Annotated in this window: 23 protein-coding genes and 1 tRNA gene; 4 read left to right on the plus strand and 20 right to left on the minus strand. The window is 36.0% G+C overall.

What is annotated here, in order from left to right:
• Positions 1–129 precede the first annotated feature (129 nt).
• The 14 genes from ACJRPK_RS16855 to ACJRPK_RS16920 form a co-directional block, all read right to left on the minus strand.
• A tRNA-Thr gene (locus ACJRPK_RS16855) sits at positions 130–203 on the minus strand.
• Between the two features lie 101 nt (positions 204–304).
• Positions 305–607 carry a ribosome hibernation-promoting factor, HPF/YfiA family gene (gene hpf / locus ACJRPK_RS16860; RefSeq protein WP_148783469.1) on the minus strand — a complete coding sequence of 101 codons (303 nt, stop codon included), beginning with the start codon at positions 605–607 and terminating at the stop codon, positions 305–307.
• A 59-nt stretch (positions 608–666) separates the two neighbouring features.
• The gene (locus ACJRPK_RS16865; protein ID WP_407141572.1) at positions 667–1,560 is read right to left on the minus strand and encodes a tyrosine-type recombinase/integrase; all 894 of its coding nucleotides are present in this window, start codon (positions 1,558–1,560) and stop codon (positions 667–669) included.
• A 116-nt stretch (positions 1,561–1,676) separates the two neighbouring features.
• The gene (rpsU, locus tag ACJRPK_RS16870) at positions 1,677–1,871 is read right to left on the minus strand and encodes a 30S ribosomal protein S21 (RefSeq protein WP_148783471.1); all 195 of its coding nucleotides are present in this window, start codon (positions 1,869–1,871) and stop codon (positions 1,677–1,679) included.
• A gap of 81 nt (positions 1,872–1,952) precedes the next feature.
• On the minus strand, positions 1,953–3,335 hold the full coding sequence (locus ACJRPK_RS16875; protein WP_407141573.1) for an alpha-amylase: 1,383 nt from the start codon (positions 3,333–3,335) through the stop codon (positions 1,953–1,955).
• 198 nt (positions 3,336–3,533) lie between these two features.
• Complete coding sequence (locus ACJRPK_RS16880) at positions 3,534–4,700, minus strand: acyl-CoA dehydrogenase family protein (RefSeq protein ID WP_407141574.1); 1,167 nt, start codon at positions 4,698–4,700, stop codon at positions 3,534–3,536.
• A gap of 127 nt (positions 4,701–4,827) precedes the next feature.
• Positions 4,828–5,682 carry a helix-hairpin-helix domain-containing protein gene (locus ACJRPK_RS16885; protein ID WP_407141575.1) on the minus strand — a complete coding sequence of 285 codons (855 nt, stop codon included), beginning with the start codon at positions 5,680–5,682 and terminating at the stop codon, positions 4,828–4,830.
• A gap of 28 nt (positions 5,683–5,710) precedes the next feature.
• The gene (locus ACJRPK_RS16890) at positions 5,711–7,348 is read right to left on the minus strand and encodes an alanine/glycine:cation symporter family protein (RefSeq protein ID WP_407141576.1); all 1,638 of its coding nucleotides are present in this window, start codon (positions 7,346–7,348) and stop codon (positions 5,711–5,713) included.
• 100 nt (positions 7,349–7,448) lie between these two features.
• Positions 7,449–8,456, minus strand: a complete 1,008-nt coding sequence (locus ACJRPK_RS16895; RefSeq protein WP_148783476.1) for a TrkA family potassium uptake protein — start codon at positions 8,454–8,456, stop codon at positions 7,449–7,451.
• Positions 8,457–8,458: 2 nt separating this feature from the next.
• A complete protein-coding gene (locus tag ACJRPK_RS16900; RefSeq protein ID WP_148783477.1) occupies positions 8,459–8,680 on the minus strand; it encodes a PspC domain-containing protein in 222 nt (73 codons plus the stop codon).
• A gap of 22 nt (positions 8,681–8,702) precedes the next feature.
• Positions 8,703–9,992 carry a DUF2851 family protein gene (locus tag ACJRPK_RS16905; protein WP_407141577.1) on the minus strand — a complete coding sequence of 430 codons (1,290 nt, stop codon included), beginning with the start codon at positions 9,990–9,992 and terminating at the stop codon, positions 8,703–8,705.
• A 287-nt stretch (positions 9,993–10,279) separates the two neighbouring features.
• Positions 10,280–11,266 (minus strand): helix-turn-helix domain-containing protein, encoded by a 987-nt coding sequence (locus ACJRPK_RS16910; protein WP_407141578.1) that lies wholly within the window; start codon positions 11,264–11,266, stop codon positions 10,280–10,282.
• A gap of 151 nt (positions 11,267–11,417) precedes the next feature.
• Positions 11,418–12,776, minus strand: a complete 1,359-nt coding sequence (locus ACJRPK_RS16915; protein ID WP_407141579.1) for a pyridoxal-phosphate dependent enzyme — start codon at positions 12,774–12,776, stop codon at positions 11,418–11,420.
• Between the two features lie 102 nt (positions 12,777–12,878).
• The gene (locus ACJRPK_RS16920; protein WP_407141580.1) at positions 12,879–14,123 is read right to left on the minus strand and encodes an ABC transporter permease; all 1,245 of its coding nucleotides are present in this window, start codon (positions 14,121–14,123) and stop codon (positions 12,879–12,881) included.
• A gap of 8 nt (positions 14,124–14,131) precedes the next feature.
• Between ACJRPK_RS16920 and ACJRPK_RS16925 the strand changes: the two genes are divergently transcribed.
• Complete coding sequence (locus tag ACJRPK_RS16925) at positions 14,132–15,457, plus strand: exo-beta-N-acetylmuramidase NamZ domain-containing protein (protein ID WP_407141581.1); 1,326 nt, start codon at positions 14,132–14,134, stop codon at positions 15,455–15,457.
• A gap of 8 nt (positions 15,458–15,465) precedes the next feature.
• Here ACJRPK_RS16925 and ACJRPK_RS16930 read toward each other — a convergent pair whose 3' ends face one another.
• On the minus strand, positions 15,466–15,984 hold the full coding sequence (locus ACJRPK_RS16930; RefSeq protein WP_407141582.1) for a YkgJ family cysteine cluster protein: 519 nt from the start codon (positions 15,982–15,984) through the stop codon (positions 15,466–15,468).
• Between the two features lie 119 nt (positions 15,985–16,103).
• On the opposite strand from ACJRPK_RS16930, the gene ACJRPK_RS16935 reads away from it, so the two are divergent.
• Both ACJRPK_RS16935 and ACJRPK_RS16940 read left to right on the plus strand, forming a co-directional pair.
• Positions 16,104–16,814, plus strand: coding sequence for a class I SAM-dependent methyltransferase (locus tag ACJRPK_RS16935; protein ID WP_407141583.1), 711 nt, complete (start codon positions 16,104–16,106; stop codon positions 16,812–16,814).
• A 109-nt stretch (positions 16,815–16,923) separates the two neighbouring features.
• On the plus strand, positions 16,924–17,691 hold the full coding sequence (locus ACJRPK_RS16940; protein ID WP_407141584.1) for a hypothetical protein: 768 nt from the start codon (positions 16,924–16,926) through the stop codon (positions 17,689–17,691).
• Positions 17,692–17,796: 105 nt separating this feature from the next.
• Here ACJRPK_RS16940 and ACJRPK_RS16945 read toward each other — a convergent pair whose 3' ends face one another.
• The 4 genes from ACJRPK_RS16945 to ACJRPK_RS16960 are packed head-to-tail and all read right to left on the minus strand — an operon-like array spanning position 17,797 to position 24,901.
• Entirely contained in the window at positions 17,797–19,434 is a 1,638-nt protein-coding gene (locus ACJRPK_RS16945; RefSeq protein ID WP_407141585.1) for an amidohydrolase, read from the minus strand.
• Positions 19,435–19,456: 22 nt separating this feature from the next.
• Complete coding sequence (locus ACJRPK_RS16950) at positions 19,457–20,104, minus strand: transglutaminase family protein (protein ID WP_407141586.1); 648 nt, start codon at positions 20,102–20,104, stop codon at positions 19,457–19,459.
• A gap of 28 nt (positions 20,105–20,132) precedes the next feature.
• Positions 20,133–21,860, minus strand: coding sequence for a TonB-dependent receptor (locus tag ACJRPK_RS16955; RefSeq protein ID WP_407141587.1), 1,728 nt, complete (start codon positions 21,858–21,860; stop codon positions 20,133–20,135).
• Positions 21,861–21,883: 23 nt separating this feature from the next.
• Positions 21,884–24,901 carry a tetratricopeptide repeat protein gene (locus ACJRPK_RS16960; RefSeq protein WP_407141588.1) on the minus strand — a complete coding sequence of 1,006 codons (3,018 nt, stop codon included), beginning with the start codon at positions 24,899–24,901 and terminating at the stop codon, positions 21,884–21,886.
• Between the two features lie 276 nt (positions 24,902–25,177).
• Here ACJRPK_RS16960 and ACJRPK_RS16965 point away from each other — a divergent pair, with 276 nt between their 5' ends.
• Positions 25,178–25,861 (plus strand): cell division ATP-binding protein FtsE, encoded by a 684-nt coding sequence (locus ACJRPK_RS16965; protein ID WP_148783490.1) that lies wholly within the window; start codon positions 25,178–25,180, stop codon positions 25,859–25,861.
• 23 nt (positions 25,862–25,884) lie between these two features.
• On the opposite strand, the gene ACJRPK_RS16970 is transcribed toward ACJRPK_RS16965, so the two are convergent.
• Positions 25,885–26,232, minus strand: coding sequence for a tRNA-binding protein (locus tag ACJRPK_RS16970; RefSeq protein ID WP_407141589.1), 348 nt, complete (start codon positions 26,230–26,232; stop codon positions 25,885–25,887).
• Positions 26,233–26,798 lie beyond the last annotated feature (566 nt).

The raw sequence follows: 26,798 nt of genomic DNA on the forward strand, positions 1-26,798 counted from the left end.
TGAGTATCTCCCCAAATCATTATTTTAATGAACCTTGTAATTTTGAGATGGCAAAAGTAAACATTTTTTTGACAATTCAAAATATTTTAAAAAAGTTTAAAAAATTTTCAAAATTTCAACTTTTTAAAGAGCCGATGGAGGGACTCGAACCCACGACCTGCTGATTACAAATCAGCTGCTCTAGCCAGCTGAGCTACATCGGCTTTTAACCACTTTTTTGACATAAAAAAGCCCGCTATTTCTAACGGACTGCAAATGTATATAAATTATTCTTTTCTCAAAACATTTTTAGAGAAAAAAATAATTAAATATGTGCTTTTAATTTTTCCTTTCGTCGTTGCAATTGTCGCTCCAGCGAACTAACACATTCATCCACACCTTCTTCGAATGTTTTGTTGATCTTTTTTATCATAAACTCATCCCCCGGCACCGTCAATAAAATTTCTGTAACTTTATTTTCCTTTCCACTAGTGTTCATTACTTTTAGATATACATCGGCGTATATAATACGATTAAAATGGTGCTCTAGCTTATCTAATTTTGTTTGGGTAAATTGTATCAATTTTTCATCGACGTTAAAATTTACAGATTGCAAGTTTACTTTCATACGTAATCGGTATTAAAATAGTTGAACAAAAATTCATGTCAGTAACTACAAGAGCGCACTTATGTCTTCTTGTTTCTGGGATGGGCGTTTTTATAAGCTTTTGCCAATTGCGCTACATTTTGATGTGTGTACACCTGAGTAGCTGCCAAACTAGAATGTCCAAGTAACTCTTTTACTGCATTAAGATTAGCACCTTCACTTAATAACTGTGTAGCAAACGAATGTCGTAAAATATGCGGACTCGTTTTAACCTTTGATGATGCCTTACTAAAATACGTATTAATAATTCGGTAGACAAGCGTTTCATATATTTTAACTCCTTTTGAAGTAATGAACAAAAAGTCGGTGTTTTCACAACCTTGGATTTGTTTTCTAAGCTCAAGATACTCATCAAGCGTCACACACACAGTAGATAACAAAGGCAGTATCCGTTCTTTACTACGTTTTCCCAGCACTTTTATCTTTTGAGCAGTACCATCCACATCTGACATCTTTAAATTCACTAACTCAATACGTCGGATGCCGGTTGCATAAAATAATTCAACTATGAGTCGATCTCGTACACTTGTAAAATCTTTGTTTGCCCCTAATAACGACAAAACATCCACTACCTCATCGTCAGAAAAAGGAATTTGTAATTTTTTAGTAGTTTTCAAGGCACGATGGGTCGCTAAAGGATTTCTACTTACCTCTTCTATTTTAAGTAAAAACTTGTAGAATGTTTTAAGGGAAGAAATCTTTCTGTTAATGGTACGATTGCTTTTCCCTTCTTCCACCAAAGCGACTATCCAGCTTCGGATCTGAACATAATCGACCTGCACCAAGTCAAATTCGTCAAAAGCTACTTCTCCAAAGTCCCGAAAAGCTGTTATATCAGTCTTGTAGGCATTTACCGTATGTACAGAATAATTACGCTCAAAGGTGAGATACTCAATAAATTTAGAAATAAGCATAAAAAAAACCATTAGCGTATAAAAGTACTAAACTTTTACGACCCTAATGGTTTAAATGATATAGTAAAAACGAAGTCTGCTTAAAAAGCATTATAGACCACGCTCACGATTTGCTACTAGATTTCTTCTTGATCTCTTAAGTGCTGAATGTACTGCGCTTTTTGAACTTGAGCTCTTCGCTCAACAGAAGGTTTTGAAAACGCTTGTCGCTTACGTAGCTGACGCATTGTCCCTGTTCGGTCAAATTTACGCTTGAAACGCTTTAACGCTCTATCTATATTCTCTCCGTCTTTAATAGGTATAATTAACATAGTATCACCTCCTTTCTTTAGAAATTAAGGTGCAAATATAATACAAATGTATAACCTACAAACCTTTTTTATATATTTTATTTATTTGATTGACCATACCGTATAACTATTGGGAGGGACTTGAATTTTAACCCATTTATCTCCTTGAGTAACAGGCTCCCAACTGGACCGTCCTGTATAATCTTTTATCCTCTTGTTACTCCAATTCGTCTGTATCCATCGTTCTTTATAAGAATTTGATATATTAATATAGACAATTAAACCACTTTTTGAGGCGTTCCCGTTACGCCGGGCAATATATTCATCTGTATCCGTATACAGGTTTGAGGTATTACCTGCTGCGAGATTATTATGAATCCATATCAAATTGTTTAATGCATTCTTATCAAGCCAGTCTTCATAGTCCTTATAAAAAAGCGCCGGATATCCTTCATGGGTTAAGATATATGCATAGGCAAGAAGTTTATTATTTTGTATCTCATCAGTATCATGATTCGTGACAAAAGTCACAGCTCTGGAAGCATTACGTTTCCAAAGCATATCTCCCTGAAGCGCATTCAAGTTATTGCCCTGAAACGCATCCCGCATTTTATAGTAACACGCAAAATCAAAAGCCGACATTTGTGCCTGATCTGTCCACCACTGCAACGTAGCAGCATTACCATCCCAATATTCACCTACCGAAAAGCCTCCGACTGCATTTTTCCAATCTCTTGCTATCCAAGGTTCAAAACCTTTCACGTAATCAAAGCGCCATCCATCAAACTTCATAGTGTTTTTGTAATATTTTGCAACTGAGTTAGATTTTTTCCATAACCAATCTTGCACATAACTCTTATGATGGCACAGGTCTGCAAACCCTCCAAAAACTCCGGAATCGTTATTATGATAGTCATTAGGATGAAAATCATATTGCGTACGATTAAATAAATTTGATTTGGGGGTATACTTGGTGTAGGTATTTGAATTTTTGAAAATGTTGAATTCTGAATCCCCTCCACTATTATGATTGATAACGATATCAGCAATAACACTCAATTGATTTGCGTGTGCACTGTTAATCAACTGTTCCAATTCTGTTTTTGACCCAAAACGAGTTTCTGTACTTCCCATTTGGTTATACTGACCAAAATCGTAATAATCAAAAGGATCATAACCCATTGAAAACTTTCCATTCTGAGCTTTACTAACCGGTGGCAACCATATTGCATCAACCCCCGCATTGCTCCAGGCAGACACCTTATTCTTGATTGTATTCCACCAATTACCTCCGCTAGGTACGTCCCAATAAAACGCTTGCATCATAACCCCTGTTCCTATTGGTTTAAGGGCAGCTTTATTAAGGGGTTCTGATACCATTTTTTCAACAGCGGCTGGTTCTTCAATCTCTATTTCTTCTCGCTCACAACTGAGAGTTAAGAACGCCAGAAAAAATACGGCTACTTTTACATTTAAGTTTGTCATAATAAATAGTGTTTGTGTTTTAGTTATTTTAAAGGTAACACATTCTTAAAACACGAAAACGTTTGAGATTTAACTCAAACGTTTTCGTGTTGATAACATTTACTAAAACTTTAATTTTAACAGGGTTAAACTATTAAAATCCTATTTTTTTAACATCTAAAATACAGAATTACAAATAGGGTATTATGAATCCTACAACTATGTAGCTGCTTTGTACTCCTTTTTATCAATGACTATCTTAGCTATGATCTCTTTTAAAATCTCAGAGGTACCTCCTCCAATAGGTCCTAACCTACTATCGCGCAATAATCTGGCTAATGGATATTCTTCCATATAACCATATCCCCCAAGCAACTGTAAGCATTCATAGATTACCTCATCAGCCATTTTGGTACCAAGAAGTTTTGACATACTAGCTTCCTTAACTACATAGTCACCGTCATTAAGTCGCTTGGTAACCGAATAATTGAATTCTTTATTCATTTCAATTTGACTTGCCATTTCGGCCACTTTATGTCGCAATGCCTGAAACTTATCAATCGTCTTACCAAAAGCCTCACGTTGTGACATATACTCCAATGTATACTCAAGTGCAAATTCTGCACGGGCATGTGCGTTGACACCCATTATCAGACGTTCTAGCGCAAAATGCTGCATGATATACCCAAAACCTTTATTCTCTTCACCCATCAAATTAGCAGCAGGCACTTTGACATTATCAAAAGCAATCTCACCTGTGTCAGAAGCTTTCCATCCAAGTTTATCAAGTTTGGTGGCAGAAATACCGGGAGTTTCTCGATCCATGATAAAGATGCTCATTCCCTTAGCACCTAGCTCAGGCGATGTTTTTGCCGCTACCACAAGGTAATCACTATATACCCCGTTGGTTATAAAAGTTTTAGAACCGTTGATAATATAATTATCTCCGTCCTTTACAGCTGTTGTACGCATTCCGGCTACGTCAGACCCACCAAAAGGTTCTGTAATAGCTAAACAGCCAATCATTTCACCAGCGATACTTGGGGTAAGATATTTTTCTTTTATACTTGCGTTCCCTTCTTTATTAACGTGCGTCATCGCCAGATAAGCATGCGCCCACATAGCAGCTGCAAAACCGCCGGAATTAATCTTTTGAAGCTCCTCAAGAAAAATCACTGTATAAAACAGGTCCAGATCTAATCCCCCATACTCTTCGGGATATGCGATACCGAAATATCCCATTTCTCCAACTTTTTCCCAGATAAAACGTTCAATCGTTCCACTTTTTTCCCATTTATCAACATGAGGAACAACTTCTTTCTGTAAAAATTCTTTAAGACTTTGCCTAAACAGCTCATGCTCTTCTGTAAAATACATACTATTCATTTGAAGACTTTCTTTAAGTAATTAATTTTACTGTAAACTATGCTACCTTCTCAATCTGATAATATCTGAGAAATATCCAATAGATCATTGTGAAATTTGCAAAGGAAACAGCAATTTTTTCCGATTATTATTTTATAGTCAAATATAATGCTATTTTATCTATTTTTTCGAAATGAAACTCCCCTATTTTCTCTAATTCCTTAAAATCTTTAATATTACCATTAGCTTTCTGATAGTCTCTTATTCTAATGGCTGACTCAAAGTCGATGTAAGGTACTTTCATAAGATCTTTCACAGAAGCTCCACTTAATACTATTCTTTTTTTCAGAGGCGATTGCTTCACCGTATAGTGGCTGAGAATAGTAGTTCTTTGTCTGGCATATAATCCATGTACATCTTCTAACTGCTTATCACTAACAAAGCCTCCAATTCCTTTCCTATACTTTACAATACGCTCAGCGATAAAATCCGGTATATTTAGTTCGGTAATTAAAGTTTCTGAAGTAACCGTATTGAGCTCTTTTTTCTGATCAAAACTCAAAACACTCTTTTGAGTTCTTTTCTGAACATGCTTAAAAATCGGAAACTTGAATAAAGGTGCTATTTGAATGAGTAAGCTATCCGGGATCAACGTAACCTTTTTAAATTCAGCCGGAGAATTGACCCATTGCCCCTTGGCGCGATAACTTCTTAATCGTTCTAAGTGTTCTGGAGAAAGCCCTAAAACATATCCTTTATAATCTGATATAAAGTTTGGATTAAACGGTTTTAACCAGCGTTTAGATTGCTTCTCCTGTGTAGCTACGCATTTCAGAGAATCTATGTATGATTGATGCTCTTTATCTAATGTAAAACTTAGGTTGGAATCATTGGTGGTTTTGAAGAAGTATATAAATAAACTATATACAAAGAGCACTACTGAAAAAACAAAAATCCCATTTCGAAAACGATAATTCATTTCGAAATGGGATTTGATACGCATAGTAGTAATTGATTTATTGAATTGTCATTTACACTTCGAATTCATCAACACCATCTTCGATCGCGTCTTTTTTCAATTTAATTGCATTATTATATTTAATTAATTCTTTACGCACTTTTGGTGTTAAAAGCAGTACACCAATGATATTTGGTACCACCATAGCAAAGATCATCGCGTCTGAAAAATCAATTACAGACCCTAAACTGATAGATGCTCCTACCACTACAAAAACCAAAAATAATAACTTGTATACTAAGTCAGAAATTTTTCCTTTTCCAAAAAGATATATCCAACCTTGCATCCCATAATAGGACCATGAGATCATTGTAGAAAAAGCAAAAAGGATTACTGCTATTGTTAAGACTATAGAAAAGTTAGGAATAACAGTATCAAAAGCTGTCGCTGTTAGCTCTACCCCTTCAGTAATTTCTGTTCCATATTCTAAGAATCCTGCATCGAAGTTAGTAATTATGATAACGAGTGCAGTCATAGTACAAATTACTACCGTATCGACAAAAGGTTCTAATAAGGCAACAATACCTTCACTTGCAGGATATTTAGTACGGACAGCAGAATGCGCTATTGCCGCTGATCCCACTCCTGCTTCATTAGAGAAAGCACCTCTACGAATACCCTGAATCATTACACCAATCAAACCTCCTGCAATTCCAAGTCCTGAAAAAGCACCTTCAAAAATTAAACCGAATGCAGCTCCTATATGCACATAATTAACTGCAAGAATAACCAATGCCGCTAACACATAAATCCCAGCCATAAAAGGAACTATCTTCTCTGTAACGGATGCTATCCTTTTGATACCTCCAATTATCACTACAGCAACAAGAACAGCCATAGCGAGACCAAAATAAAGACCCGTGTTACCTCCTGTCAAACCTGTTAACTCTACAAATTGAGCTGCAGCCTGATTTGCTTGAAACATGTTACCACCACCAAACGATCCACCGATCACGAAAATAGCAAAAAGTACTGCAAGCACTTTACCTAGTCCTGCCATATTCTTTTCTGCCAGACCTTTTTTAAGATAATACATCGGACCACCATATACAGTTCCATCAGGACCAACATCTCTATACTTAACTCCAAGCGTACATTCTGCAAATTTTGAAGCCATACCTAACAATCCAGCTAAAATCATCCAAAAAGTTGCTCCCGGGCCCCCAATAGATAATGCTACAGCAACTCCGGCTATGTTACCTAAACCTACAGTAGCAGAAAGCGCCGCTGTTAAGGCTTGGAAATGTGAAACTTCTCCATCAGCACTTTCGTCTCTGATAGTATCAGGAATATCACCATCAACCGCTACCGCCGCTATACCTTCTTCTCCATACAATTCTTTGGCACCGTGCTTCTCAATATCTTCATATTTACCACGAACAACATTAATTGCTGTAAAAAATCCACTAAAATTGATAAACTTAAAATAAACTGTAAAGTAGGTTGCTCCACCTATCAACACTATAAGTACCCACGGAATTTGAAACTCTTCGGAAAACGGAATTTCGTAGAAGATTAAATCAACAAACCAACTGGTATATTTTGAAAAAGTTACATCGATTTGTTCAGAAAAAGTTAAAACCTTTTCTTCTTGGGCAAAATTTATAAAAGGAATAATAAATGTTAGAATTGAAAGAAGAATTCTCTTCATGATCTGTATATTAATTTAGAATTATTTATGAATGAAGTGAGCAAGATGCTAAAAAAAACAGTTGTTTACAACGTTTAGGGAGTTAAATGTTTATATATTGTTAAATATTAAATTGTTTGTTCAATAAATTGACTTGTTCCGGTCTTCCTAGGACTACTACTTTTGAGCCGGGTTTCAATAAAGTATCGGCCTCCGGGTTCACTACATACTCGCCCTCCGGTGATTTATATCCAATGATTGTACATCCTGTCTTAGATCGCATATCGATGCTTCGTATGGTTTTAGGTTGTTCATCGTCGAACATCTTTTCAAATGAAATCTCTTCGATATTAATGGACTTCTTTCCTATAATGGATAAATTATCTAAAAACTCTATCAAATCGGGAACTACAACCAAGGACGCCATGTGATCTCCACCAATACGATCCGGCATGATCACGTTATCAGCTCCTGCCAATCTAATTTTTTTATAGGATGTATCTTGAGAAGCTCTACTAATTATTTTTAGATCTTTATTTATTTGCCTTGCAGACAAGACAATAAACAAATTATCCGCATCTTCTGGCAGGGTACAAATAAGGGTAGATGCTGTTTTAATTCCTGCTTCTAGCAATACTTCATCCTCTGTGGCGTTTCCTTCCAAAAAAAGAAGCTCCTCACTCTGATACTTATCAATAACTTGCCGATCGTTTTCAACAATGATAAAGCGTTTGTTATACGCCAAAAGTTTATCAGCAGCTTGCTTTCCATTTCGTCCGTAACCGATAATAATTATATGATCATTAAGTGCTTGTATCATTTTTTTAAGTTTTCTGTATTGCATATTATAAGGATCGCTCTTATTCACAATATATTCAGTAATTACAGAGACTGCATACGCAAATATAGTTACACTTGTTGCGATTAAAAAGACGGTAAACAACTTAGCAGTTGCATCCAAGGGCTGCACCTCACCAAACCCAACGGTGGACATCGTGATCACTGTCATATACAGCGCATCTATCCATGTATAATTAGAAAAGAAACGAAATCCAAAAACTCCTACTATAACAACTACAATAAGTAATGTTATGGCGATATATATTCTTGATTTGAAATACTTAATCATTCTTATAGGTCAAAAACTGAAGTTCGTTTAGTGTACACTAAATCTTTTAATTTGAGCCAAAAAGCCATTGTAAGATAGAATACAAATCCCAATCCCGCAGTGGCAAAGGTTGCATATATAAAAAACAAACGCACATTTTTAGCACGTATCCCTAGACGATCTGCTAATCGACTGGACACATAAAAACCATTTCTTTCTAAATAAAGTCTAAGATTATATAGCATGTCGCAAAATAATTATAATCTATCAAACTGAATACTGGTTTAAAAAATAATTTCCAAAGGCACATTGCAAACATTTTTTTTTGACACAGTACTGTGATTTAAGCTGTAGATATGCTTGTGAATCCATCGCATTCTTCATACTCATTCCGGATTTTTCGAATTCCCTGATTACCGTATTTTTCTCCGGCTGTAATGATTCCATAATCGAAAATAGTTTGGAATGATCTTCTACACCCCGGCTTCTATTATAAGCAAATAGAAAGGGAACCACTACATTCATCACAAGAAGATCAATAAAGCTTTTGGAAGTTTGCTTTACATTTCGTTTTGAAACTTTTCCAAAGGTATAATGTGTTTCCCAATACGAAGAGGTTTTTACGCTAAGGGCATCATAGAATTGCTCTAAACTATCACACGTAGTCACTATAGTAAATAATTGATCATGCTTTGAAAGCAAAGCGGCTAATTGCGACAATCTAATGGTTGGAAAGTTTTGAGGACGTAGTCTAAAGAATTCTGCAGACAACAAGCCTTCCTGAGATAATTTATGCTTATGCTTTAGAAATGCATACTCATGTTGGAGCTCCTGATAATATGCATCCTCAATCTCTACGGTCAATAACTTAAGCTGCCCAAAGAACAGAGCTTCTAATTGCATAGGACGCTTACTGTATTTTTTAATCAAGTTGTATGGAAAGGAATTCACCATTGCCGCAAAAGCTTCTCCATTCGCATTTAACCCAAAACCTTTTGCTATCATTTTGTAGAGAACGGCCTCCCAATCGTTATGTGTACTCTTAGTCAGCGCAAAAATAACTTCACTTTTCTGAAGAAGTCGTTCTATATATACTTGTTCTTTCCAGCTAATAATATTAAACTCGGGAACTTGGCTCAATAATTTCGCGCAGGTCAGCCATGTAGATTTCTCTTTGGAAAGCACCAAGTTTTCATAGGCAGCAAACACCTCGGGATCAACTAACTCCTTTAGTTCAAGTGCTGGTATTTTGGAATTATCTCTTCTATAAATTGCTACATCATCCTCCCAAACGACATGCAAGATAACATTGTCATAGTTTTTGTCCGTTTCATGACCATGAATATACCAATCGCTGGATTTAATGTGAATTTCCACATTGCCGGCCCACTTTTGATCATCGATAAATAAAGAACTATTAAAAAAGTCTGAACCAGAATTTTCAGTATTGTGACTTCCTACAGATAAAATTTGAAGCGAAGACCCGTCTGTCGTCTTTAAATCGTTTGATCGAATCTTTTTATACTTCCAAATGTAATGCAGAAAATCTTCTTTCATCTAAAAATCTAATTACCAGCTATTACATAGGTACAACTATTTTAAATATTTTATATTTTAAATGTTCCCCTTTTTAATTCTGACCTATAAAATTGTGTTTTAACGTCGTTCAATTACGGTTAAAATGTACTAATGGTAAGATAATTTGTATTATTGGAATGCAAAATTATAAATACAATTGCGAATTTTGTAGTAATTGATATAAGTCACAAATAGATTTATACAACCTATACTTAGTTGAGTTTGTGTTAGGTTATTGATGGTTGCCATTCCACATGGCAACCATTTTATTTTGACAACAATCCGTCAGGAAATACATTGAACTTATTGTAAAATGCTTTTCTAAATTTGGATGAATTTGAATAATTAAGCATATTCATCACTTCTTTTACTGCCAACCCTTCAGAAAAGACCATCGTATATGCCGATTCTAAACGCTTATTATTAAAATATTCCAAGGGAGTCTGATCATGAATTTCTTTAAACATATTAAAAAAATTGGTTCGACTCATGTGTGCCATAACCGCCAACTGATCCACTCCGACGAAAGGTTCGAATAAGTTATTCTCAAGATAATGACTAATTTTATAAATATTCCCTACTTGGTTAGCATTGATTGCAAACGGACTGTTATCACTATCAAATTTTATAATATCTTTCCAAAAGGTTTCTAGTAAATTGATCCCTCTAGCAACAAAATACAACTCGTTTTCAATCGTATCATATGCGGGAGTAACAATTTGATCAAAAAGGACGGACTGTCTGTAAGAAAGATAAAACTTATCAATAAACTGGTGTGAATGCCGTATGTACGTGTTCAAGTTTTGAGCTGTAGTATTATTTTTCATAAAATAGGACTTCGTATAAGAGCTCTTAAGCACTATCATCGTTGACCGAATCTCAGCCCCCTTTGGTATTAACACACGTTCTCCTCGCGTAGCATCCATACATCGCATATTACCGGGTGTATACGTATCACTATAATTACTAACAATCGACTCATTGTCTAAGGAATGTGTTAGTGCATATTTTCTGAAATGTAGAATTACGTCATTCTCGTTTATCGGATTTCTAATAAATTCCAGATCATCATTTGCTTTGTAATTATTAATTAACAAATAAACGTCTGGAGAAATTTTATAATATGATAGGTACCCCTCGCCTATTTCTGGAGGAAAATGAATACAAACATCAGTCCCTTCAGGATCCAATTGGTCCCTGAAGTAATTACTTAATTTATCTAAATCTGAAAAGTCAAAACTATACTGTTGCATGAATGGTAAACGTGTTGATTACTTTATTATTGGACGTTTCTAACCCTTTTAAAGTTGCGTTCACTTTGCAAAATCAAAAATGAAAAAACCCCAAACTACTCTTTGATAAGAATACTAATGGGGTAATCTATTAAGTCTTAAATATATAAAATTAATTCATATGGTTTATAATATCCGATTTGGTGATGATTTGATAAGCATTACCAGATTTTATAAGCACCGCAGAATTGCCATTTTTAATTTGTTTGGCAATTGCATCAATGGAAACCGTATCTTCTAATTCAGGGTATTTACCATTCATTATTGCTTTTATAGGCGTATCAGTATTTTTACCATTCTCAATAAATGCTGAGAACAATGCACCTTCATCCACTGATCCTACGAAGCCCTCACTATCGGTAACTGGCATTTGAGAAATGTTATGGGTACGCATCCTCTCAATAGCATGCGATACCAATTCTTCTGTTTTTACTGTTACTAAGCTTTTATTCTTGTGTGTTTTTAATAAATCTTTTGCTGTAGAAACTTCTGCTTCTAAGAAGCCACGTTCTCGCATCCAGTCATCGTTAAACATTTTACCCACATAACGACTTCCATGATCATGAAACAGCACGACCACTACGTCATCTTTGGTAAAATTCTCTTTTAACTGTAAGACACCTTTGATCGCAGCGCCCGCACTATTGCCCAAGAACATACCTTCTTCTTTTGCCAAGCGCTGGGTGTAAACTGCTGCATCCTTATCGGTTACCTTAACAAACCCATCAATAATTGAAAAATCTACATTTTTTGGCAATATATCTTCCCCAATACCTTCTGTGATATAAGAGTAAATTTCGTTTTCGTCAAAAACTCCGGTTTCATGGTATTTTTTGAATACCGATCCGTAAGTATCTACACCCCAAATTTTAATATTTGGATTCTTTTCTTTGAGATATTTCCCAACTCCAGAAATAGTTCCTCCAGTTCCTACACCAACAATAAAGTGTGTTATTTTACCTTCAGTTTGCTCCCAAATTTCAGGTCCTGTACTTTCATAATGCGCCTTTGCATTTGATGGGTTGTCATATTGATTAACGTACCATGAGTTAGGAGTTTCTTCCGCTAATCTTTTAGAAACTGAGTAATACGATCTTGGATCATCCGGTTCTACATTGGTTGGACACACCATAACTTTGGCTCCTACTGCACGTAGAATGTCCATTTTTTCTTTAGATTGTTTATCAGCCATTACACAGATTAACTTATAACCTTTAACAATAGCTACCAACGCTAATCCCATTCCGGTATTTCCAGAAGTACCTTCGATAATAGTTCCGCCGGGTTGTAATCTTCCATCGGCTTCGGCATCTTCAATCATTTTGAGCGCCATTCGATCCTTAACAGAATTCCCTGGATTAAACGTTTCATATTTTGCTAAAACCAAAGCATCAACATCCTTCACCAAGGCATTCATTTTTACCATAGGTGTATCCCCAATTGTCTCTAATATATTCTTTGCGTACTTCACTCTTTATATTTTGAATTTTATACGATCCAATCACCGTATATTGATGGTGCAAAGATACAAAGTAGTTTATCCACTAACAATTTTTAACGTATAATCCCCTAGCTACTGAAACCTAATCGCTTTGACTGGAGAAATCCTGGAAATTATATAGGAAGGAACTAATAACATGATCAAACATAAAATTAAAGTTCCTGCATTAAGAAGTAGTATATAGCCCACATTAAGATATACCGGGGCTGTATTCACATAATAGGTCGCAGGGTTTAAACGTATCACTTCGTACTGCTGTTGTATAAGCAATAATCCTATTCCTATAAGGTTCCCCCAAAACAATCCTTTCAATATTAAATAAGCCGCATTGTACAAGAATATTTTACGTATACTCCAATTTGTTGTTCCCAAAGCTTTAAATATTCCGATCAGGGGAGTTCGTTCCAATATGAGGACCAACAGTGCTGTTATCATATTAATGCCCGCCACTATAATGATGATACTTATAATACCAATAATATTGAGGTCAAACAGCTTTAACCACTCAAAAATGGTGGCATACTTAAGTGCTATCGTTTTACTATCCAGCGTAGAAGGAATCTCCTCATACACCTCGGCGCCTTTTTGATCAATCGCATCAAAGTCATCGATAAAAACCTCAAAACCACCTACCTCATCCTCTTCCCATTTATTCATTCGTCTGATATGGGCAATATCTGTAAATGCAAAACTCTCATCAAACTGCTGAAAACCTGAACTATATACTCCAACGATCTCAAACGCACGAATATTAGGCTTATCATTAGCACGTGCATTTCGTTTCAAGAAATACGTAATAGCCCTACCTCCGACTTTCAGATTTAAGCGATTGGCAATATGTTCTGACAACAAGATTTCATTAGAAACTTGACCTTTCTCAATTACAGGCAGCCGTCCTGTTATCAGATAATCTTCAAAAACATTCCAGTTATAATCTGTATCAATGCCTTTAACAACAATTCCTTCAAAATCAGAAGCGGTCCGTATGATGCCGGCCTTAGTAGCATACACCTGTACATGCGAGATTCCATCTACGTTTTTAAACCTGGGATAAAATTCTTGATTTTTACTGATAGGAGCCCATGATTCTACACTATTATTGTTGTCATAGCTCGTGATACTAATATGCCCGTTAAAGGCGGCAACTTTCTCTCTGATTTTATGCTGAAGCCCTACCCCTGTAGCCACTGTAACCAACATCATAATCATGCCGATGGCAATAGCAAAAATTGCTATTTTTAGTATAGGTGCTGCAATACTATTATTTTGTTCCTTACCTTTGATTAGGCGTTTGGCAATAAAATATTCGAAATTCAACTTAACTTATGGTTTTTATCAAAATTGTATTCAAAAATACGTTTTTATTCGCTCTCATCCTTTTTATTTCTTGCGGAAGCTTAACAAAACCTCAAGCAACCACTTCACCTGTTATAGTTCCGGAGGTGACACATAAAAAAATTGACACCCAACCTTCTTTAGATGCGGTAGCACCCATATATGTCGGAGCGAACCAGACTGATAAATACCTACCTCTACTGAAGGGAAAAAAAATTGCTTTGGTTAGCAATCAAACATCCGTAGTATTCCGCACTCCCTTTTTTCAAAAGCATTTGCTTCCTGCAGGGGTTACAATTGACGAAGCCTCTTTATATGTGCATTTGGCAGATACGCTTTTATCACAAAACATAAATCTTGTAAAAGTTTTTGCCCCCGAACATGGTTTTAGAGGCAAGGCAGATGCCGGAGAATTAGTGGAAGATGGCAAAGACACCAAAACAGGATTACCCGTGATTTCGCTATACGGCGCTAATAAAAAACCTTCAAAGAAAGCTATGGAAGGGATAGAACTCGTTGTTTTTGACATCCAAGATGTCGGGGTTCGGTTTTATACGTATATCTCTACGTTGCATTATATGATGCAAGCCTGTGCAGAAAATAATATTCCGATACTCATTCTGGATCGTCCTAATCCAAATGGCAGTTATGTGGATGGTCCCACGCTTGAAGAAGAACACGCTAGCTTTTTAGGTATGCATGCTATTCCATTAGTACACGGAATGACTATTGGTGAATATGCTACAATGGTTAATAAGGAAGGATGGCTTGGAGAAAATTTAGTTTGTGATTTGACGGTTATTCCCGTAGCGAACTATACACATCGCGATACGTATAGCCTGCCTATTCGACCTTCCCCTAATTTACCCAATGACATTGCAATAAATCTGTATCCGAGTCTGGGCTTGTTTGAAGGTACGACGATCAATGCAGGGAGAGGTACCGAAATGCAGTTCCAATTGTATGGAGCACCTGATCTGGCTATGGATAAGTTTGAATATGCCTACATACCACAACCCAATTTTGGTTCAAAATCTCCAAAACATAATGGCAATGTTTGCTATGGTGAAATTGTCACCTCAAACTTTCCAACGAATGCTGTAAATCTGGAATGGCTGATCAAAGCATACAGGAATTCAACAAATCCCGCTGCCTTTTTTAAGACGAAATCCTTTACCCTACATGCCGGTACAAAAAAGTTACAGCAGCAAATTCAAAACAATATTCCATTAGCAGCTATTCGGGAAAGTTGGAAGACTGGAATAGAGCTTCATAAAAAAAGAAGAGAGAAGTACGCTTTGTATCCTTTGGACTGATCTAAAAATTATTGCCTTCTATTCGTTTTGTGACTAAGCTGTAGTTTTTCTTTCATTTTTTCTACAATATTAAATGCAGCAGGACAAATTTCTATGTTTTTCATGGTCAAGGATGCAATTTGCTGAAACTTTTTGCGATCTGTATGCGGAAATTCCTGACAGGCTTTGGGCCGTACGTCATAGATGCTACAATAATTGTCTACCCCTAAAAATACACAAGGCACCGATTGCAGCACAAAGTCTCCGTCATCATCATTTCTAAGGTACTGCTTTTCAAAATCTACAGATTTCATTTTTAAATGTTTAGCAATGCGATCTACATCTTTATCTGTAAACAATGGCCCTGTAGTTTTACAACAATTTCCACACGTCAAACAGTCCGTTCTTTCAAATTCTTTGGTATGCAACTCCTCCATAACGAGGTCAAGATTCTTTGGCGGCTTTTTTTTAAGCTTGGCAAAGAACTTTTTGTTCTCCGTATGTTTATCTTTGGCGAGTTGGGGTAACTGTTTTATAAAATCTTGCATACCGCAAAAATAGGTATTTACTATAACTCTGACTTCACTTATCGGTTGATTAAAAGAATTAGAGTCTCTTTCTGAAAAATTAATTGAGGAGTCATCAAGAACTTAAAAGCAAACTACAAATGGCTGATGTATTTGGAGAAGCAATAAAAGATTACCATCTTACAAAAAAGAATAACCAAGATATCATAGTACAGTCCCCTGATTTTGATGATGATATCATTCCTGCGCACTATCTCTTTAGATCTCTTGAGCAGATGCCAATAATTGAACAGCAAGCACTGGATTTGGCCTACGGAAAAGTATTGGATGTAGGCTGTGGCGCAGGGAGTCATAGTTTGATATTGCAAAATAAATACAACCTCAGCGTTGATGCCATCGATATTTCGGAAGGAGCTATAACGGTCTGCAAAGAGCGTGGCGTCAAAAACGCATATCAAAAAAATCTATACGATCTCAAAGAAGTAAAATACGACACTATCGTACTATTGATGAATGGTAGCGGTATTATTGGACGATTGGCAAATATTGATCACTTTTTTACACATATAAAGACTTTACTTGAACCCAACGGTCAGCTCTTGTTAGATTCATCAGACTTATCGTATCTATACACCGATGACGATGGCGGTTTTTGGATTGATGCTAACGCAGGATATTATGGAGAGATGCAGTACAAAATGAAATATAAAAATTTAGAAACCGATTGGTTTGACTGGTTATATATTGATTATGATACGTTACAGAATGCTGCAAACGCCAATGGCTTTGTTTGCGAAATAGTACATAAGGGGACAGAAAATGAATTCTTAACCCGTATAAAACTGGCCTAATCAGGAGAGCTTAACCAAGCATGAATCGATATCAAAGTTACGTTAAACATAACATCCATTACTTCAGAAATTTGTTTATTTACATTTCTAAATACTTCAAAAATATCCTATGCGACTACACAAACTTCTACTTTTATTTATTTTTACCGCTACCTTCTTAGTAAGTTGTTCTAGTGAAGATGACGCTCCAATTGCTATATCCAAAGTTGACAATCAAAAACCTTTAGGAAGCTCAGCAAGAGATTTACTTGCTAGTGATCAATTTAATGGTCTTACGGTAGAGTTAATTTCTGTTAAGGGTTTCGAACCCAAGGCCGCTGCGGTTCAAGGATTTAAAACATTTCTTGAAAACAGACTTAATAAACCTGATGGGATCACCTTTAACACCCGGGTTGTTAATTCTTCCAATCTAGCTCCTTTTACTATCGAAGAAATCGCTCGTATAGAAAATGATAACAGAGCTATTTACAACAGCGGAGATGAGATTACGGTTTACATTTACTTTGCTGATGGTAGTCGAGAATCAGATACGGACACCGAGGTAACTTTGGGAACTGCTTATTTAAACACCTCAATTGTTATTTATGAAGAAACACTAAGAAATGTGAGTAACAGACCAAATTCACCCGATCTAAGTACCATTGAAAATGCTACCTTGAATCACGAATTCGCTCACTTGATAGGTTTAGTTGACATTGGAACACCTCAACAGACACCGCATGAGGATACTGATTCTGAAGGACATTGCAATGTTCAAGATTGTTTGATGTCTGCTGCAATTGAATTTGGTAGCGGTGTAATCAATATGGTTGATAATACAGTGCCAAAATTGGATGATCTATGTCTTAATGATTTAAGAGCAAATGGAGGAAAATAATTCCTAATTCTAGTAGCTCATTACGAACACTACTATTATTACAAGATAACAAAAAAGGGATGTACGCTGGTACATCCCTTTTTATATATCTCTTCTATAAAAAATCTATAAGGAATTCTCAAACACCTTTTCTCCTCCCACAAAAGTTGCTTTCACTTTAGTTTTGGGTATGCTATCTTCATCGATTTTCATGATATCCTGTTCCAGGATGACAAAATCGGCCATTTTACCAATAGTAATACTCCCTTTTTCCTTTTCTTCAAAATTACTATAAGCCGCCCAAATCGTCATACCTTTTAGAGCTTCTTCGCGTGTTAGTGCATCTTCTTTTTGAAAACCATTTTCAGGGAATTGTTCAAGATCTTTTCTTGCAACCGCTGCATAGAAGGTATAAAATGGATTTACATTTTCAACTGGGTAATCCGTTCCCAAAGCTAGTTTTCCTGTTTTGTTCAATAACTTTTTGTAAGCATACGCACCTTCCATTCTAGACGCTCCCAAGCGATCTTTAGCCCAATACATATCGCTCGTGGCATGGGTTGGCTGAACACTCATAACCAAATTTTCGTTAAGCATATCAAATTCTTCAGGGGCTACTACCTGAGCGTGCTCAACCCGCCATCTTCGATTAGTATCATCTTTTAATACATCATAATATGTATTAATTACCACCGCGTTGGCCGAATCTCCTATGGCATGTGTATTCATCTGAAAAGGTGATTCTGCGATTCGCTTTGCTAATTTTTTAAACGCATCAATTCCAATTACCATAGCGCCGTGATGATTGTCCTGATCGCTATACGATGCTTTAAGAGCAGCTCCTCTTGACCCCAAAGCGCCATCTGCATATACTTTAAAGGAAGACACGTTTAAACGGTCCGTTTTCAGAGGACCCTTATCTAAGTAATAAGAGACATAATCCGGAACATTACTAACCATAGCATATACTCTGATTTTGAGCGCATCTGATTGTTGTAAACTATCGATTAGTTGAATCACATCGGGACTGAGTCCTGCATCATCTACCGTGGTTAATCCATAGCTAAAATTAGTTATTTCAGCATCTTGTAGGGCAATAGTTTGCTCTCTTACGGTTGGCTCAGGGTATATTTTCTCTATAAGCTCCATAGGATTATCAATAAGAACTCCCGTAAGCTCACCATTCTTAAGTAAAATCTCTCCCCCTTCTACTTGCGTTGCAGCAGTAATACCTGCAGCACTAAGAGCAGCTTGGTTTGCTAAAATTGCATGACCGTCTACACGTGTCACTGCAACCGGGGTATTAGGAAATAAACTGTCCAACTTATCTTTGGTCGGAAATTCTTTTATCTCCCAGTCATTTTGATCCCAACCTCTACCAATAATAAAGCTAGTCTTTTTATCTTTCTGAAACTCAACAATTCTCTCGAGTACCTCATCATAGCTTTTAGTACCTGTGAGATCTACCCGTTGTTTTTGCATTCCTAATCCATAAAAATGACAGTGCGCATCTATCAAACCCGGTAATACTGCTTTGCCCTCGGCATCATAAAGCTCTTTTACTTTATACGCTTCCATTAACGCTTCGGTAGATCCTAAGGCCAAAAACTTACCATCTTTTACGATAAAAGCTTCGGCAGAAGGGGTATTTTGATCCACTGTATAAATATTGGCATTGTAGACTAATAAGTCAGCTTGCTCTTTAGGCTTGCTGCACGAAAAGCTTACTAAAGCGCCTAGAATAAATAAGGATAATTTTTGCATGTAGTATTGTTTTTATTTAAAGTTAAAGGTAAATCTCGGTGGCACCATCTGCTTGTTCTATAATATGCGGATAATGGGACTTAATTAAATCAAATATAAATTCAATAGGAACATCTTCAAAATGACCGTAATCCTCAAGATACTCCATAAAACTTCCACCTTCTTTATCATATTCTTGAAAAACAGCATCATTTTTCCCATCAAACCCCAGTACATCCACATTGCAAAGTACACATAATTCTTTGTTAAATGCCGGCGAAATTTTTAACCATGTATCATTTAGAAATACGTCCACCATAGCATGAGGAGTCAGCTCGTTAGTGCCAAATTTTTCAACTAAACGCTCTACGGCTATATGATTCTTTACTTTTGCTAAATGCAGCCTAGCAGGTATGGATAAGGCTCGTAAACAAGCGATGAGAAGAATACTTTTTTCGAGACAGTGTCCCTCATCCTTTTGTGCAATAACACTTGCTTTAAAGTTTTCTTTAGTAAAACTGAAATAATAAGGAAAATACAACCATCCATCACGAATTTTATCATAGATCGTAATAGCCTTGTTCTCATCACTCATGCCGCTGCCTTTAACCTCGGCTACAAGCTTTTGAATAGCGGATGCTGTATAATCCAAGTAATATGTCTGTTCCAAATATGTGCTAAGGTCTCCCATCTAATACTTCAATTCGGATTCGGTTTAATCAATAGTTGAACTTATAAGTAATACCTCCCAGCACTTGAATCCCTTGAACGGGATAATTACTCCATCGTTCGTAGTTATCTCCTATCAAATTATAGCCTTTGATAAACGCTGAAAGTTGATCATTAAAACGATAACCCAGATTTACATTAAGATCAATATAACTATCTAGTGTTTTTGTAATTAACGGAGTATTGGAGACTATATCCATACGTTCTCCGACAAAATACGTTTGAGCTCCGGCATACCAGGCCTCAGTAATTTGATAGTCTGCTCGTAAGGAGGCTTTTATGGAAGGTAGATTCCAAGCCTCTACTTCATTTGTGGTATCGTAATCAAAATACTCTGCTATAGTACTTAACTTAAATTTTGTGTTTATATCAAAGTTCAACTCTGCATAAGCAAATGCGGTGGTTAAGTCATCATATCGATATGCAAAAGAATTTCCATTATCATACGCTTCTACCGTAGGGATTTGAGCTGTGTTAAGAACAAATAATGGCACTTCACTTTGTGAGGCATATCCACCTTTGACATTATAACTGAATATATCAGACACTCTTCCCTTAAAACCTAGAAACCCTTCGTATTGTTTGTTCGTAGGTTGCAAAGTTAGTGTTGGGGATACGTAAGGATTATCCTGTACTGCATCACGATAGGTATTTTGTTTTAATTCGCCCTCTAATGCGGCATAAACAATAACGGCATCATCTAACAAACGATATGACGCAGTTACATTGGGATAGATGAAAAAATCATTTTCTTCATTCTCTATATCCATACTATAAAATATAGAAGCTCCCAAATTGAGGGTAAAATTGTCACCGTTAAAAATAAGGTTTGGATTAATCCCTGTAATAAATCTACTATACTTTATACCGGTTTCAATAAAATTATTCGGATTAGGGTCATCCTCAAAAGAACCATTAAGGTAATCAAAAGTCAGAACGGTTTGCAACTTCTGATCTCCTAAGTCCAACGTTATAGTCGGTTCAAAATTTACGTGATGCTCACTACTCTCTGTCGCATCTCCAAAAAATCGATAGTTTAGGATTGCTTTATCCAGAATAGCATCATTAAAAATAAGTTTCCCACCAACTTTTGCGCCATAATATGTCTGTTCTGGGTTTATCGCCAGAATTTGATCTTCAGTTAAGAAATTGTTTTCAGGTAAACCGTACCAATTGAATATCTGATGTTCTATACCCGCTTCAAACCCATAGGTGAAATCTTTGGTACGAGATGTATAATTAAGATCTAAGAATGAATTATAAAACTTATTATCCAACGCTACATTTTCAATACCCCCTTGAGAGGAGTTGTGGTGAAGATACATACCGAAATTATCGGTTCGATTGATTTGGAAATTGCTGTAAAATTCAGCCAGCACAGACGTATAATTACCAAAACCTAAGGTAGCGTAGTTATCATACAATTCGACTCCTTTAGGTCTTTCAATATCTGCTGCCCTGCCTTTTGCAGGAGTAAAAGTCGAAGCTACCGGAACCGAAAAGATGCTGTAGCGCAATTCTTTTTTCTGATAGGTTGCAGAATCACCAAGCTTTGGTATGGTTTTCACTTTAAAAGCATCACTGATTGTGGGGGTATATGCTTTTACTACGATGACTCGATCGGTTTCGATCGTTTTGTCTTTTTCTTCTTGAGCTTGTAAACTGAAGGTGTACAATACAGCACAAGTAGATATAATGAGCAATTTATGAATTGACATAGATGTATCTTTCTAAATAAATATTATTGTTCAGTTTGAATGGATGCATTCGTTTTGGCTTCTTCTTTTTTAATACGCTGAAGTTCCTCACTAGCTTCTGCTACAACGTCTGGATATGCCGTAAAATTCTTGATCACACTTTCTAGAATATATGTAGCTTGATACGCATCCTTAAGTCCGTAAAAGTTTTTAGCCATAAGCACTAAGCCCTTGGCTCCATACAATTTGTATCCCGAATATTCTTTGGAAAGTCTTTGAATACTTTCATTCGACGCCTTATAATTTGCATCCTTATTCTTAAAATAAGCATCATAATACAATGCCTCGGCTGCAAGTTCTCCTCTAGCGGTTTGTTGTACTTTTTGATAGGCTTGTCTAGCTCTTGATTCATCTGCAGTTTGCAAAGCTGCCCTCGCCAAGAATATTTGTGCATCATTCTTCACCTCTTGTTGAATTTTTGGATTGGCTAAAACTTTTTCAGCATAAGTGATAGTCTCTGGATAGTGCACCAATTGATAATGAGCTTTCATGATATTTGATTGTGCAAAAATGATATTCTGTGGATAATCAGCTATTTGTTCTAATCTACTTAATAAAGGTAACGCTTTGTCATACTGCTCTTGTTCCAAATAAAACTGAGAGACCTTTAGCAAGGCCTGTTCTGTATATTCCGTTTGCTCCTTTGCAATCACGTATTGATAATGTGGCAGCGCCGCTTCGTTATCATTCCGTTTTGCATATAGTTGTGCTAAGGTGAAATGGCTTTTTAATGCATTGATTCCATTAGGGAAATCTTTTAAATACTTAGTAAGCTCATCAATAGCTTTATTTTCATTTCCATCTACCAATTGTTTTTCTACAGCTTCATAGCTGGTATTATCCAAATCCTCGTCGGTAACATTTACGAAGCTTAGGCCTTTTACCCAAGATGCATATTCATCCGTTCTGCCCAAATCAACATATACCAATCGCGCTGTTTTAACTGCTTGCACCGCATCTTCACTACCTGGATATTGAGAAACTACTTTTTTAAATTTGGACAACGCCTGATCTCCCTGATCGTTGTTATAATATACCAATCCCTGCTTTAACAAGGCTTTTGGCACATAGGAACTTCTCGGCATCTCATCGATCAATCTATCATAAGTAGCTATACCACGAGACACATCTCCTTCAGCGATATATGTATTTCCCAGACCATACATAGCGTCGTCACGATATACCGAACGAGTGTATGTGGTTAAAAACAGCTCTAAATCACTAATTTTTTTATCATTCTTACCAACAAATCCATAGCTTATTGCTTTTTGATAATGCGCATAATCTGCATTGGGACCATCCAATTGAATAGCTTTATTGTAAGCTTCCATCGCGGGCCAATATTTACTGGATATAAAATTACTATCGCCTAATCGCAAATAGGCATCTGCTAACCTCACATCATCCGACTTCGCTGTATTTATAAATTTAGAAAAGTGTTCTATCGATTTTAAGTACTGCTTTAATTTAAAATACGTATACCCCAAGCTATAGTCGATATTTTCAAATACTTCAGTAGTTTGAGCATTATCAAAGCCTTTGAATTGCTTAAAATGCACCAACGCTTCTTCGTATTGACCGAGCATATATAAGGTTTCTGCTTTCCAATAGGTAGCCTTGGAAGTATATGACGGATCTCTTGGCTGAGATAGTGATTTTGTAAAATAGATTAGTCCCTCTTCGTAATTTCCGGAAGTATACAACTCGATTGCTCGATAGTACGCTACCTTTTGATATACTACTTTATCGGTAAAATTACGTGTACTCTCTAACAGCTCCATAGCTTCTTTGTAATTTTTAGAAGTCAGGTATGAATTGATTAAAAGTTCCTTCATTTCTTCCTTTTTCTCAGAACCGGGGTACTGATCCATAAAACCCAGTAAAATTTTAGGTGTACTTTGATATGAATTACCAATTTCATAACTCAATTTGGCATAATTATAAAAGGCATCCTCTTTTATTGTAGCATCAAAATCCATTTCCGAAGCATTTTTGAAAGCATTGAGTGCTTGCTGTTTTTGATCTGTTTTCAAGTAAGATTCTGCCAAATGATAATATGCATTCTGAGCCGTAGCATTACGTCCTTCGATAATTTTATTAAACTCAGAGATCGCTTCTTCGTAATTACCTTCTTTGTAATATGCATAGCCGAGTTGGTAATAATCCGTATTAGTCCATTTACCCTTACGCCCTCTATACGCTTTAAGGTATTGAATGGCCTTGCCATATTGTTCTAAATTAAAGTAACTCTCTCCAATTATTTTATTTAACTCTGATTTTTCTGTAGGCTTTGACTTAGGTAATTGCACGAGCCCCTCTTTAATAGCTTCTTCAAAGTTTCCCGATTTAAAATTCATATCACTTTGAAAATAAGAGAGATTCTTATTGTATTCATTTAAATCCTTAACTTCGTCAAAAAGTTGGTTCGCCTCTTGATAGTCATCTCCTTCATATGCTATAAAACCTAAATAATATTTTGCTTTGGCACCATAGGTTCTGGACTCTTGTACGTCTTCAAAAAACTTCTTAGCCTCATTGAAACGCTGAATTTTAAAATATGCATACCCATTATTAAAGTTAAATTTTTCTTTTTCCTTAGCAGATAATGCATATACCTCAACACGATCATACCATTTGCGAGCGTAGGCATACTTACCATTGTCAAAATAGTAATTTGCAACATCGAGATACGCGGCATTCCGTTTGACACTTGTAGGGTACTCGGTCACAAAATTTTCCATAAGATCATCTGCTCCTTTCTGGTTAAGCCAAATAGCACAATTGGCGATATAATAGGCACATTCTGCTTCTATATTCTCATCATCCACAGCGTCTTTTACTTTGTCAAAAAGTAGTTGCGCTGCCAAAAATTGCTTGTTATTATATAATTCTGTAGCCTGATTATAAAGCATCAAATCATTAGTAAAGGCTGCTGATTGTTGCGCATAAATAATCCCACAAAAGCTTGTCATAAATGCAAGTACCGTGATGTAGTGTCTCATTAAAAAAGTTTTATTTCAAAGGTAAATATCGTTCCCCTATTTTTAAGTCTGTGTTAAAGTTAGACTAATCTTCCATTCAATAACGAGTAAAAGAAATGATAAGTACGTAGCCAAAGTTAAAAAATGCCCAAATTTATAAGCAGTAATCATAAGAATTTTTATTTCTTACCAACCTCTAGAAAAATGAGCATTGATAAAACATTTTTAAACCATACACCGTTTTATCGGTATTCTTTATACTTTTACTGTAATTAATAATTTACTTAGATTGTCTATATGTCCAATTCTGTATTAAATCTTAAAAACGCATCGATCTATCAGCGTGAGAGTTTAATTTTATCTGATGTCAATGTTGACGTAAATAAGGGAGATTTTGTTTACCTGATCGGAAAAACAGGAACTGGTAAAAGTAGTTTTATGAAAACGCTATACGGTGATTTACCCTTAACTGAAGGCGAAGGACATATTGTAGATTTTGACCTAAGACAGTTGAAAGAAAATCAAATACCTTTCTTACGAAGAAAACTAGGTATTGTATTCCAAGATTTCAAATTATTAAATGATCGTACAGTACGCGACAACTTATTATTTGTATTAAAAGCTACCGGATGGAATGATCAAAAAGCAATGCATAGTAAAATAGACGATGTATTACATAAGGTAGGCATGAAAACCAAGGACTTTAAGTTTCCCTATCAACTATCCGGTGGTGAGCAGCAGCGTATTGCCATAGCCAGAGCGTTACTAAACGACCCCGAACTTATTCTTGCAGATGAACCTACGGGTAACCTGGATCCTCAAACTTCAGTTGAAGTGATGGAGGTATTGCAAGATATTAATAAGAATGGAAACACCATCCTTATGGCAACCCATGATTATGCTTTGCTATTAAAATACCCTTCCAAAACTTTGAAATGTGACGGCAGTAAAGTCTTTGAAGTGGTACAACGAAAAGGATAAAAGAATAGGCAACAGCACTTTAGTCAACCCACTCTTTGTCCATTGTCAACCGGTTTATCTGTGGTTAGCAAGGTTACGACGCCTTCATCTCCTACAGCACCCATGATCAAACATTCGCTCATCATTGTGGCTATTTGTTTGGAAGGAAAATTCACAACTGCGATGACTTGTTTACCTACAAGTTCTTCCAATTTGTATCGTTTAGTTACCTGGGCAGACGATTTTTTTATTCCTAGCTCCCCAAAATCTACGGTAAATTTATAGGAAGGATTGCGAGCTTCTTTAAAGACTTCTGCAGTAAGCACAGTACCAATGCGCATATCTACCCGCATAAATTCGTTCCATGTTAGTGGTGCATTTTCTTTTGTCATTATAATTCTTATAAAATTCTTCTGATCAACGCAAGTTAAACTTTAAAGAATTATAACACAAATCAGCAGCAGCTTACGCCTGCTAGCTACGGTAATATCTACTATAATATCCAACTCTACACATGCTTCCGTAGATTTAAACTATCTCCTATCTATAAATAACTTAATTAAAGATTGGTTAAAGCGTAGTCAGAAATCAATATTAAATTCTATCTTAGCGATAAGAATAGGTACAAAGAGTTTATTGTTTTTTGATAAATAAATAGTAAATATTCACACAAACGATGGCCGAATTGGTTAGAATAATTGGTATTGACCAATTTAATAACACTCCATAAACAATAAAAGCCAAACACCCCACTGAGTTTACTAAGCGCAGTTTTTTGATGTTACGCATTAAAAATGATGCTAATACCATTGCTGATGCAAAGTACCCAACTAGTTCTGTAAATAATAGTTCATCCATGATGCTGCCTTTTAATTATAAATTAGAAAATTAGACACTATAAACCGTATTAAGATTTGATCCCCGAGACCAAAAGTTACCCCAAATGTTGAAAAAAAAT

The organism is Aquimarina sp. 2-A2, from assembly GCF_045505135.1.
Taxonomy (GTDB): domain Bacteria; phylum Bacteroidota; class Bacteroidia; order Flavobacteriales; family Flavobacteriaceae; genus Aquimarina; species Aquimarina intermedia.